Annotated in this window: 7 protein-coding genes; all 7 read right to left on the reverse strand. The window is 69.5% G+C overall.

The features are described 5' to 3' along the window. Positions 1 to 309: 309 nt before the first annotated feature. Positions 310 to 1,737 (reverse strand): efflux transporter outer membrane subunit, encoded by a 1,428-nt coding sequence (locus AC1U89_RS05400; RefSeq protein ID WP_479898707.1) that lies wholly within the window; start codon positions 1,735 to 1,737, stop codon positions 310 to 312. Next, the gene (locus AC1U89_RS05405; protein WP_479898708.1) at positions 1,737 to 4,946 is read right to left on the reverse strand and encodes an efflux RND transporter permease subunit; all 3,210 of its coding nucleotides are present in this window, start codon (positions 4,944 to 4,946) and stop codon (positions 1,737 to 1,739) included. Before AC1U89_RS05405 ends, AC1U89_RS05400 begins: the two co-directional genes overlap by 1 nt. Continuing rightward, positions 4,943 to 8,080, reverse strand: coding sequence for a multidrug efflux RND transporter permease subunit (locus AC1U89_RS05410; RefSeq protein WP_479898709.1), 3,138 nt, complete (start codon positions 8,078 to 8,080; stop codon positions 4,943 to 4,945). The genes AC1U89_RS05405 and AC1U89_RS05410 overlap by 4 nt, the downstream gene beginning before the upstream one ends. Before the next feature lie 9 nt (positions 8,081 to 8,089). Continuing rightward, positions 8,090 to 9,415 (reverse strand): efflux RND transporter periplasmic adaptor subunit, encoded by a 1,326-nt coding sequence (locus AC1U89_RS05415; RefSeq protein WP_479898710.1) that lies wholly within the window; start codon positions 9,413 to 9,415, stop codon positions 8,090 to 8,092. A gap of 216 nt (positions 9,416 to 9,631) precedes the next feature. Continuing rightward, positions 9,632 to 9,985, reverse strand: a complete 354-nt coding sequence (locus AC1U89_RS05420; protein WP_479898711.1) for a PilZ domain-containing protein — start codon at positions 9,983 to 9,985, stop codon at positions 9,632 to 9,634. 24 nt (positions 9,986 to 10,009) lie between these two features. After that, positions 10,010 to 10,588, reverse strand: a complete 579-nt coding sequence (kdpC, locus tag AC1U89_RS05425; protein WP_479898712.1) for a potassium-transporting ATPase subunit KdpC — start codon at positions 10,586 to 10,588, stop codon at positions 10,010 to 10,012. A 23-nt stretch (positions 10,589 to 10,611) separates the two neighbouring features. Then, a complete protein-coding gene (gene kdpB / locus AC1U89_RS05430) occupies positions 10,612 to 12,681 on the reverse strand; it encodes a potassium-transporting ATPase subunit KdpB (RefSeq protein WP_479898713.1) in 2,070 nt (689 codons plus the stop codon). Between the last annotated feature and the right edge of the window lie 11 nt (positions 12,682 to 12,692).

Below are 12,692 nucleotides of genomic sequence, written 5' to 3' on the forward strand. Positions count from 1 at the left end.
GCGGCGACTTATCCGACCAATCGGCAATTGTGTCAATGATTGGTAATGCCACTTTTCAAAGTGGCAGAACTTTCTGGTCAGGCCAAAACCCAAGGAGGCAAGACCAGGACCGTCACGGCCTTGTTGCAAAGGCGAAACCGGCCGCGACGCCGGCGGCCGACAACGACACGTTGCACGCGCCGCCGCGCCGTCCGGGATAGGACCCGACGGCTCCGCGGCCGAATCGTACAGCCGCGATCATGCACGCCCTTTGAGGGCCGCGATGTCGGATAAGATCGGTTTTGGGGCGAAAACGCCCCTGTCGGCGCCTTAGGCCGGCGCCATCCAACCGCCGCCCAGGGCCTGGATCAAGGCCACGGCCGTGGTCTGCCGGGCCACGGTGGCGGTCACCAGGGCGCGCCGGGCGGACAGGGCCGAGGCCTGGGCCGTGACGACATCCGTGTAGCCCACTTGCCCGGCCTTGTACTGGTTCAGCAGCATCTGCTCGGTCTGGTCGGCGGCGTCCGAGCTGGTCTTCAGCAGGGCCTGGCGGCGTTCCAGCACCTGGGCCGCGGTCAATTGGTTTTCCACGTCCTCGAAAGCGGCCAAGGCGGTCTGGCGATAATCGGCCACCGAGGCGTCGTAGGACGCCCTCGCCTGCTCCACCCGCGCCTTGCGCGCGCCGGCGTCGAACAGGGTCTGGGCGGCGGTCAGGCCCAGGGACCAGGTGTTGGCCGAGGCCGAGAACAGCTTGCCGAAATCGGTGCCGCTGGCGTTGCCGGCCGCGCTGAGGCCGATGGTCGGGAAGAAGGCGGCGCGGGCCACGCCGATGTCGGCGTTGGCGGCGGCCACCCGGCGCTCGGCGGCGGCGATGTCGGGGCGGCGCTCCAGCAGGGTCGAAGGCACCMCGGCCGGGATTTCAGGCGTGCGGGCGCTCCAGGCGGGATCGGCGGCCAGGCGGAAKCCGCTGGCCGGCTCGCCGATCAGGGTGGCGATGGCGTTCTCGTAGGCGGCGCGGGTCTGGCGCAGGCTTTCCAGCTCGGCCTGGGCTCCGGCCAGCTGGCTGGTGGCCTGCAGCACGTCCGACTTGGGCGCGATGGCGGCGGCGTAGCGGTTCTGGGTGATCTGCAGGCTGCGCTGGTAGCCCTCGACGGTCCGGGTCACCAGGGCCAGCTCGATGTCGGTCTGGCGCAGGCCCAGATAGTTCACCGCCAGTTCGCCCTGCATGGACAGCCTGGCGCCGGCCAGGTCGGCCGCGCTGGCCTGCTCGCCGGCCTTGGCGCCGTTGATGCCCTGGCGGATGCGCCCCCACAGGTCCGGCTCCCAGCTGGCGCCCAGGCTGGCCTGGTAGCGCGCGGCGTTGCCCGAGCCGCCGGCCGAATTGACCGAGGCCGAACCGCCGGCCTTGGTCACCGAGCCCGACAGGTCGACCACCGGGAACAGGCTGGCCCGCTGCTCGCGCGTCAGGGCCCGGGCCTGGCGGTAGTTGGCCTCGGCGGCGGCGATGGTCTGGTTGGAGACGTTGACCTTGGCGACCAGGGCGTCCAGCGCCGGATCGCCCAGCAGGGTCCACCAGTCGCCGCGGTCCAGCAGGTCGCCGGGCGTGGCGACCTTCCAGCCGTCCAGGGCCTTGTAGGTCGCCGGCAGGGCCGTGGCCGAGGCGGTGACGTCCGGCCGCTGATAGACGGGCCCGACCGTGCAGGCCGACAGCAGGGTCAAGGCGGAGCCGGCGACGGCCAGGGACTTCAAGGACGACATCAGATGGGTTCCGGAGCCGAGGGCATGTGGGCCAGGTAGCGCTCGTCGCGCGTCTTGCCCCGCAGGCGGTCGAGATAGACGTAGACGACCGGGGTGGTGATCAGGGTCAGCAGCTGGCTGGCGATCAGGCCGCCGATGATGGTGATGCCCAGCGGGCGGCGCAGCTCGGCCCCCTCCCCGAAGCCGATGGCCAGGGGCAAGGCGCCCAGGGCGGCGGCCAGGGTGGTCATCAGGATGGGCCGGAAACGCAGCAGGCTGGCCTCGCGCACGGCTTCGAGGGCCGTCAGCCCGCGCGAACGCTGGGCCTCCAGGGCGAAGTCGATGATCAGGATGGCGTTCTTCTTGACGATGCCCAGCAGCAGGAACACCCCGATCAGGGCGATCACCGAGAACTCCATCTTGAAGACCAGCAGGGCCAGCATCGCCCCCACCCCGGCGGCCGGCAAGGTCGACAGCACGGTCAGCGGATGGACGTAGCTCTCGTAGAGGATGCCCAGCACGATGTAGATCGCCACGATGGCGGCGGCGACCAGGAACGGCTGCTGCTTGTTCTGGTCCTGGGCGCTGCGGGCGCTGCCCTGGAAGCTGCCGCGGACGTTGGTCGGCATGGCGATGTCGGCCTCGGCCTGCTTGATGGCGGCCTGGGCGTCGCTGAGCGAGACCCCGTCGGCCAGGTTGAACGACACCGTGGTGGCCAGCTCGCCGTTCTGGTGGTTGATCGAGGTCGGGGTGGCGGCCTGGGCGACGCTGGAAATCGCGGAGAGCGGCGTCATCGGCGTCACCGCCGTGTTCAGGGCCGAACCGGTCGAGGCGTCGCGCAGCGCCGGGTTCACCGCCGCGCCGCTGGTTGAAGTGGTCGCCGTCGCACCGCTGGGCTTGGTCGGCACATAGAGGTCGTTCAGCGCCTCGGGCCCCTTCGAGAACCGGCGGTCCCACTCCAGGATCACGGCGTACTGGTTGATGTCCTCGTAGATCGTGGCGACCTGGCGCTGGCCGAAGGCGTTGTAGAGCGCGTTGTCGACCGCCCGGGGCGTGACGCCCATCCGCGAGGCGCTGTCGCGGTCGATGGTGACGAAGGTCTCGACGCCGTTCTCGGACTGGTCGCTGTCGACGTCGGTCATCACGTCGGACCGCGCCTTCATCGCCTCGGCCAGCTTGGGGGCCCATTGCTTCAGCGCATCGCTGGAGTCGCTGGTCAGGGTGTACTGGTAGGTCGAGTTGCTGGAGCGCCCGCCCATCCGCACGTCCTGGACGGGGTTGAGGAAGACGCTGATGCCGGTGACCTTCTGCAGCTGGGGCCGCAGGCGATTGATCACCGCCGAGCCCTTCTCCTTGCGATCGTCCGCCCCGTCGCCCAGCGGCTTGAGGTTGACGAACAGGAAGCCGCCGCCCGCCCGGGCGCCGCCGGTGAAGCCCACCACGGTGTCGACCGCGGGGTCCTTGCGGATGATGTTGACCACCTGGCGCAGCTTGTCCTGCATGACGTGGAACGACACGCTCTGGTCGGCGCGCAGACCCGCCTGGATCTGGCCGCTGTCCTGCTGCGGGAAGAAGCCCTTGGGCATGGCGACGTAGAGCCAGCCGGTCAGGCCGATCACCACCACCAGGATCAGCACCACCAGCGGCTTGGCGGCCAGGGCCCAGTCCAGGCTGTATTCGTAGGTGCGGTGGACCCGGTCGAAGCCGGCCTCGAACCAGCGGGCGATCCGTCCCTCCTGCTTGCCCCGTTTGGGCGGGCGCAGCAGGTAGGCGCACATCATCGGCGTGGTGGTCAGCGAGATGACCAGCGAGATCATCACCGCCGCCGACAGGGTGACGGCGAACTCGCGGAACAACCGTCCCACCTGGCCGCCCATGAACAGCAGCGGGATGAACACGGCCACCAGCGAGATGCTGATCGACAGCACCGTGAAGCCCACCTCGCGCGCGCCCAGCAGGGCGGCCTTGAAGCGGTCCATGCCCTTCTCGATGTGGCGCTGGGTGTTCTCCAGCACGACGATCGCGTCGTCGACCACGAAACCCGTGGCCACGGTGATGGCCATCAGACTCAGGTTGTTCAGCGAGAAGCCCAGCAGGTACATCACCCCGAACGTGCCCAGCAGCGACACGACGGTCGCCGCCGCCGGGATGAAGGTGGCCCGGGCGCTGCGCAGGAAGGCGCTGACCACCAGCACCACCAGCACCACCGAGATCAGCACCGTCACCTCGATCTCGTGCAGCGAGGCGCGGATCGAATTGGTGCTGTCGGAGGCGACCTGGACATTGATGTCGCTGGGCAACTGGGCCCGCAGCTCGGGCAGGACGGCGCGCACGCTGTCGACGGTCTGGATGATGTTGGCGCCGGGCTGGCGGGTGACCAGGATGATGATCGCCGGCTTGCCGTTGAACAGGCCGAGCGTCCGGGTGTCGGCGACGCTGTCGGTGACCTCGGCCACGTCCTGCAGGCGCACCGGCGCGTCGCCGCGCCAGGCCACGACCAGTGGAGCGTAGTCGGCCGCCTTGCGTCCGCCGGGGCTGGTATAGACCTGGAAGCGCCGCCCCGCGCCCTCGACCTGGCCCTTGGGCCGGTTGGCGTTGGCCGACTGCACGGCGGCGCGCACGTCCTCCAGGGCGATGCCGTACTTGTTCAGCAGGAACGGATTGACCGACACCCGCACGGCCGGCAGCGAGCCGCCGCCGATCTCGACGTCGCCGACGCCCGTCACCTGCGACAGGCGCTGGGCCACGATGTTGGACACCGCGTCGTAGATCTGGCCCGGGGTCTTGGTGTCGCTGGTCAGGGCCAGGATGATCACCGGGGCGTCGGAGGGGTTCTGCTTGCGGTAGCTGGGATTGCTCTTCAGCGTGGCCGGAAGGTCCGAGCGGGCGGCGTTGATCGCGGCCTGCACCTCGCGCGCCGCGCCGTCGATGTTGCGGTTGAGGTCGAACTGCAGGGTGACCCGGGCCGAGCCGGTGTTGCTCTGCGACGTCATCTCGGTAACGCCCGGGATCACGCCCAGGCGCCGCTCCAGGGGCGTGGCGACGCTGGAGGCCATGGTCTCGGGACTGGCGCCCGACAGGTTGGCCGAGACCGAGATGGTCGGATAGTCCACCTGCGGCAGGGGCGAGACCGGCAGCACGAAGAAGGCGGCGATCCCGGCCATGGCCAGGCCGATCGTCAGCAGGACCGTGGCCACCGGCCGCTTGATGAAGGGCGCCGACAGGTTCACGACGGCGCCCCCGGGATCGGGTCGGGATCCAGGCGATCCGGCGCGACGTGGTCGTCATGCTCGCGGTGGACGCCCTTGTCGGCCGGCGCGAAGCGGTCGAAGGCCAGGTAGATCACCGGGGTGGTGAACATGGTCAGCAGCTGGCTGACCAGCAGGCCGCCGAAGATGGCGATGCCCAGGGGCCGGCGCAGCTCGCCGCCCTCGCCGAAGCTCAGCATCAGCGGGATGGCCGCGAACAGGGCCGCCAGGGTGGTCATCAGGATCGGGCGGAAGCGCAGGACGGCGGCCTGGAAGATGGCGTCGCGCGGGCTCTTGCCCTCGTTGCGCTGCGCGTCGATCGCGAAGTCGATCATCATGATCGCGTTCTTCTTGACGATGCCGATCAGCAGGATGATGCCGATGATGCCGATCACGCCCAGGTCGTTGCCGGTGATCCACAGGGCCAGCAGCGCGCCGACACCGGCCGACGGCAGGGTCGACAGGATGGTCAGCGGGTGGATGTAGCTCTCGTAGAGCACGCCCAGCACGATGTAGACGCACACCACGGCCGCCAAGATCAGCCACAGCTGGTTGCTCAGGGAGTTCTCGTAAGCCCCCGCCGCGCCGAGGAAAGTGTGCGTCACCGACACCGGCATGCCGATGTCCTTCATTGCCGCGCGGATGTCTTCGACCGCCTTGCCCAGCGAGACGCCGGGCGCGGTGTCGAAGCCGATCGTGGTGGCCGGGAACTGGGCGACGTGGGTCACCTGCAGCGGGGCGGTCTGTTCCTTGATCGTCGAGATCGCCGACAGCGGCGTGGGCGACCCGCCGCCGGTCTTCAGGTTCAGCAGGCCCAGGGACTCGGGCGCGGTCAGCAGGCCGGGCTTGGCCTCCAGGATCACCCTGTACTGGTTGGTCTCGGTGAAGATGGTCGAGACGATTCGCTGGCCGAAGGCGCTGTAGAGGGCGTCGTCGATGTCCGAGGCGGTGATCGACAGGCGCGCGGCGGTGTCGCGGTCGATGTCGACATAGGCCGCCGCGCCCGTGGCGCTGGCGTCGCTGTAGACGTTTCGCACCGACTTCACGCTGGCCAGACGTTCGGTCAGCTTCGAGGCCCATTGCTTGACCGTGGCGGTGTCGGAGCTCTCCAGCGACAGACGGTAGAGGGTCGGGCCGGTCTCGGCGTCGATGGTCAGGTCCTGGGTGGGCTGCAGGTAGAGGTGCACGCCCGGCACGGCGGCGACGCGGTCGCGCAGCCGCTGCATGATCTTCTCCTGCGAGCCGTGGCGGTCGGCCTTCAGGTTGATCAGCATCTGACCGGTGTGGAGCATGCTGTTGTTGGCGCCGTCGACGCCGATGAACGAACTGAGGCTCTCCACCGCCGGGTCGTCGAGGATGGCCTTGGCGGCCTCCTGCTGCAGCCCGGCCATGCGGTCGTACGAGACCGACTGCTCCACCTCGGTGCGAGCCTGGAGCTGGCCGGTGTCCTGGGTCGGGAACAGGCCTTTGGGGATGATCAGATAGAGCAAGGCGGTCAGGACCAGGGTGCCGACCCCGACCATCAGCGTGAGCGCCTGGTGTTCCAGGACCCAGCCCAGGCCCTTCTCGTACTTTCGCTCGACCCGCTCGAACACGGCCTGGGACTTCCTAGCGATCCGCCCCTGGTGCTCCTCCCCGGCCGACTTCAGCCAGCGGGCCGACAACATCGGCGTCAGGGTCAGGGAGACCACGGCCGAGATCAGGATGGTGATGGCCAGGGTGATGGCGAACTCGCGGAACAGCCGCCCGACCACGTCGCCCATGAACAGCAGCGGGATCAACACGGCGATCAGCGACACGGTCAGCGAGATGATCGTGAAGCCGATCTCCTTGGCGCCCTGCAGGGCCGCCGCCATCGGCTTGACGCCCTTCTCCAGGTGGCGGGAGATATTCTCGATCATGACGATGGCGTCGTCGACCACGAAGCCGGTCGCGATGGTCAGGGCCATCAGGCTGAGATTGTTCAGCGAGAAGCCCATCAGGTACATCACCCCGCACGAGCCGATCAGCGAGATCGGCACGGCCAGGCCGGCGATCAGGGTGGCACGCAGGCTGTGCAGGAAGAAGAAGATCACCACCACGACCATGACCACGGCCAGCAGCAGTTCCATCTCCACATGGTGGACCGAGCTGCGGATACCGGTGGTGCGGTCGGCCAGCACCTTGACCTCGAGGGTGGCGGGCAGCCCCTCCTCCAGCTCAGGCAGCTTGGCCTTGATGGCGTCGACGGTCTTGATGACGTTGGCGCCAGGCTGGCGCTGGACGTTGACGATGATCGCCGGCGTGTCGTTGGCCCAGGCGCCCAACCGGGTGTTCTCGGCGCTCTGAACCACCTGGGCGATGTCGCGCAGGCGGATCGGGGCCTGGTCCTTGTAAGCGACGATCAGGTTCGAATAGTCGTCGACGGTCAGCAGCTGGTCGTTGGCGTTGATCGTGTAGGCGCGGGTCGGGCCGTCGAAGCTGCCCTTGGCGCTATTGGCGTTGGCGCTGCTGATCGCGGTCTGCACGTTGGCCAGGGTGATGCCGTACGACGCCATGGCCTGGGTGTCGGCCTGGATGCGGATGGCCGGGCGCTGGCCGCCGCTGAGGGTGACCAGGCCCACGCCCGAGACCTGGCTGATCTTCTGGGCCAGGCGGGTGTTGACCAGGTTCTGCACCTCGGTCAGCGGCAGGGTGTCGGACGTGACCGCCAGGGTCAGGACCGGGGCGTCGGCCGGATTGACCTTGGCGTAGACCGGCGGGGCCGGCAGGTCGGCCGGCAGCAGGCTGTTGGCCCCGTTGATCGCCGCCTGCACCTCCTGCTCGGCGACGTCCAGGCTTTCACCCAGGTTGAACTGCAGGGTGATGATCGAGGCCCCGGCCGTGCTGACCGAGCTCATCCGCGCCAGGCCGGCCATCTCGCCCAGCTGGCGTTCAAGCGGCGCGGTGACCGTCTGGCTCATCACCTCGGGGCTGGCGCCGGGATAGAGGGTCTGGATCTGGATGGTGGGATAGTCGACCTGCGGCAGGGCCGACAGAGGCAGCAGCCGGAAGCCGACCAGGCCGGCCAGGACGATGGCCGCCATGAACAGCGCCGTGGCGACCGGCCGCTGGATGAAGGGACGCGAGGGGTTCATCGGCGCGGCCTATTCGGCCTGTTGCTGACGGCGACGGCGGTGCTCGCCGCCCTGCCCCTGACCGCCCTCGCCCGCCTTGCCGGCCCACTGGCCTTTCCCCTTGCCCTTGCCTTGACCCATGCGGCCGGCGGCCTGGCCGGGCAGCTGCACCTTGCCGCCTTCGCGCAGGCGGTCGCCGCCTTCGGTGATGACCTTTTCGCCAACCTTCAGCCCACTGACGATCGACACCTGGGTGGTGGTCGACGGGCCGGAGGTGACCTTGCGCTTGTGCACGGTCTGGCCCTCGCCCAGCACCCAGACGAAGGCGCCGTCGCTGCTCTGGCGCAGGGCCGTGGCCGGCACGACGACCGCGCCCTTGATGGTGTCCAGCTCCAGCCGGACATTGACGAACTGGCTGGGGAACAGCGTCCCGCCGGCGTTGGGGAACCGGGCCTTGGCCTTGACCGTGCCGGTGCCCGTGTCGACCAGGTTGTCCAGGGTCGAGAAGGTCCCCTTGTCGAGGGTGGTAGTCCGCGTACGGTCCAGGGCGATCACCGGCAGCGCGCCGCCGCCGTTGGCCCGGCTCGCGATGCGCGGCACGTCGTCTTGCGGGACGGTGAACTCGACGTCGATCGGCGAGACCGTGGTGATCACCGCCACCCCGCCGGCGTCGCCCGCCCCGATGTAGTTGCCGGCGTCCACGACCCGCAGGCCGACCCGGCCGCTGACCGGGGCGACGATGCGGGCGTAGCCGACGTTCAGCCTCGCCGTGCCGACGGCGGCGCGGTCGGCCATCACCGAGCCCTGCAGCTGCTTGACGGTGGCGGCCTGGGTGTCGACGTCCTGGCGGGCGATGGAGTCCTGGGCCAGCAGGGTCTGGTAGCGGGTCAGGGTGACCCGGGCGCTGGCCAGCTGGGCCTCGTCACGGGTCAGGGCGCCCTGGGCCTGCAGGAGGTCCATCTGGAACTGGCGCGGATCGATCTGCACCAGCGGCTGGCCGGCGCGGACCATCTGGCCTTCCCTGAACATCACCTGGGTGATCACGCCCGAGACCTGCGGCCGGACGGTGACCGTCGCGGCGGGCTTCACGGTGCCCAGGGCCTCGATGATTACCGGCAGGTCGGCCTGGGTGGCCGTGGCCACCGCCACGGTGCTGGCCGGACCGCCGCGCCGTCCGCCGCCGAAGCCGCCGCCCGGGCCTCCGGGACCGCCCGCCCCGCCGCCCTCGCCCTTGGGCGCGTGCATCAGGGCCCAGGCCAGCCACACGATCCCGACCAGAACCGCCAGGGCGATCGCGCCGCCGATGATTTGAGCCCTGCGGCTGACATGACGGATCGGCGGACGGGGTTCGGTCATCGAGATCTCAGGCGCGCGAGGCAAGGGACGGCGGAGCGCCGCCGCGGCGTCCGCACCATCAAACGCCACAATGGCGAAACGGATGCTCGGACGGCCGCGAGGGAGATCACGCCTAGGCTTACTTGCCCGGCCACGTTTGCCTGAACATTTCAGGCGCGAAACTTGTCGCGCCGCAACTTCGCCTCACTGGATTGGCCCGCGCCCGGGCCTGAAGGGTCAGGCCGCGTTCAGTCGCCAGGCGAAACGCGTGGCGATCGACACCGCGCCGTCCTTGCCGCCGGCGGGGCCGTCCAGCGTGTCGCTCTCGATGAACTGCAGGCCGGCCTCCTTCTGCGAACGCCAGACCACGCGGGTCAGGTGGATCCGCTTGGCGATGGAGTCCACGAGGAAGGCCCCCTCGGCAGGCAGGTCCAGATCGGCGACCGCGATCCGGGCGCCGCCTTCGGCGATGTCGATCAGCGAGACCTTCCAGGCCTTGCGGCCGTCGACCACATAGGCCTTGCGCTTGGTCGGCGTGCGGGGGTGGGCCCGCTGTTCGACACCTGATCTATGTTCGGCTTCGGATCGCATGGGTGCGACCCTAGCCAAGCAGGGTTAACGGATGGCGCCCGTCTCGCGGTCCAGATCGCGATTGACCAGCAGGACGTTGACGCGCGGCTGGCCGATGAAGCCCAGCAGAGGTCCCTCCTGGTGGCGGGCGATCACCGCCTCGACGGCGTCGGTCGTCAGCCCCCGAGCCTTGGCGATGCGCGGAACCTGGAAACGCGCGTAGGCCGGCGAGATTTCGGGGTCCAGGCCCGAGCCCGAGGTCGTCACCGCGTCGGCGGGGATCGCGCCGCCGGGGTTTTCCGCCCGCAGGGCCGCGGCGTCGGCCTTTTCCCGCTCGATCAGCTTGTCGTTCAGCGGACCCATGTTGGAACCGCTGGACGCCGAGGCGTCGTAGCCGGCGCCCGCCKCCGACGGACGGGGATGCAGGTATTGGGGCTTGGCGAAGGCCTGGCCGATCAGGGCCGAGCCGACGACCGTCCCCTTGGCGTCCTTGATCAGACTGCCGTTGGCCTGGTCCGGGAACGCCGCCTGGGCCACGCCGGTGACCGCCAGCGGATAGGCCAGGCCCAGCAGGGCCGTGAACAGGCCCATCGAGACGAGGGCCGGACGAAGATGCGAGAGCATGGACTTCAAATCTCCGAGCGCGCCTAGGCCAGGCCCAGGGCGGAAATGACGATATCGATCAGCTTGATGCCGACGAACGGGGCGATCAGGCCGCCCAGGCCGTAGAGCGTCAGGTTGCGCGACAACAGCTTGCCGGCGCCGACGGCGCGGTACTTCACGCCCTTCAGGGCCAGCGGGATCAGGGCCACGATGATCACGGCGTTGAAGATCACCGCCGACAGGATCGCGCTCTGCGGGCTGTGCAGGCGCATGATGTTCAGCGCGCCCAAGGCCGGCAGGGCCACCACGAACATCGCCGGGATGATGGCGAAGTACTTGGCCACGTCGTTGGCGATCGAGAAGGTCGTCAGGGCGCCGCGGGTGATCAGCATCTGCTTGCCCACCTCGACGATCTCGATGACCTTGGTCGGATCGCTGTCGAGGTCGACCATGTTGCCGGCCTCGCGGGCGGCCTGGGCGCCGGTCTGCATGGCCACGCCGACGTCGGCCTGGGCCAGGGCGGGCGCGTCGTTGGCGCCGTCGCCGCACATGGCCACCAGCCGCCCCCTGCCCTGCTCCTCGCGGATCAGCCGCAGCTTGTCCTCGGGGGTGGCCTCGGCCAGGAAGTCGTCGACGCCGGCCTCCGAGGCGATGGCGGCGGCGGTCACCGGGTTGTCGCCGGTGATCATCACCGTGCGCAGGCCCATGCGGCGCAGGTCGGCGAAGCGCGCCTTCACGCCCGGCTTGACCACGTCCTTCAGGTGGATGACGCCGACCAGGACGCCGTTCTCGCTGACCGCCAGGGGCGTGCCGCCCGAGCGGGCGATGCGGTCGACGGCGGCGGTGATCTCGGCCGGGATCAGCTTGGGGTCCAGGGCGAGCGAGCGATAGACCGCGTCCACCGCCCCCTTGCGCCAGGACATGCCGCCGGCGTCGAGGCCCGACTGGCGGGTCGAGGCGCTGAAGGCGATCGAGGTCGCACCCTCGGGGGTGTCGATGACAATCCCCTGGTTGCGGCCCAGTTCGATGATCGAACGGCCTTCCGGCGTCTCGTCGGCCAATGAGGCGCTGACGGCGGCGCGCAGGGCGGCCTCGGGCGGCACGCCCGGCGCGGCGATCACCTCGGTGGCCATGCGGTTGCCGAAGGTGATGGTGCCGGTCTTGTCCAGCAGCAGGGTGTCGACGTCGCCCGCCGCCTCAACCGCCCGGCCCGAGGTGGCCAGGACGTTGTGCTTCATCAGCCGGTCCATGCCGGCGATGCCGACCGCCGAGAGAAGCCCACCGATCGTTGTGGGAATAAGCGTGATGAACAGCGCCCCAAGCACCAGCGGATCAAGGGCCACGCCCGAGAACTTGCCCAGGCCCAGCAGCGTGACCACCGCGATCAGGAAGATCAGGGTCAGGCCGGCCAGCAGCACGGCCAGGGCGATCTCGTTGGGCGTCTTGCGACGGTCCGCGCCCTCGACCATGGCGATCATCCGATCCAGGAAGGTCGAGCCCGCCGAGGCGGTGACCCGCACCTTGATCCAGTCGGAGACCACGGTGGTGCCGCCGGTGACGGCCGAGCGGTCGCCGCCGCTTTCGCGGATGACCGGGGCGCTTTCGCCGGTGATGGCCGCCTCGTTGACGCTGGCCATCCCCTCGACGATCTCGCCGTCGGTCGGCACCACGTCGCCGGCCTCGACCAGGATCACCTCGCCGGGGACCAGCTTGTGGGCGGGCGTCGGGATGATCGTGCCGGTCTTCTCGTCGATGATCAGCTTGGCGCTGGTGGTGACGCGGGTGGCCCGCAGGCTGTCGGCGGCCGCCTTGCCCCGCCCTTCGGCGACGCTCTCGGCCAGGTTGGCGAACAGCACGGTGGCCCACAGCCACAGCGACACCTGGACGGCGAAGCCGGCCGACTGGTGGGCGGCGATCGCCGCGACCGCCGAGGCGGTGGACAGCAGGGCGACGATCCAGGTGGCGAAGATCACCGGATTGCCGGTCAGCTTGCGCGGATCCAGTTTGACGAAGGCGTCCTTGGTCGCGCGGGCCAGGATGGCGCCGGACAGGCCGCCGGCCAGGAGGCTGGCCTTGCGCCGGCCCTCCCCGGCGTGGGTTTCAAGAGTCGTCATGATCAGGTCTC

It is taken from the genome of Caulobacter sp. 05T431 (assembly GCF_056665975.1).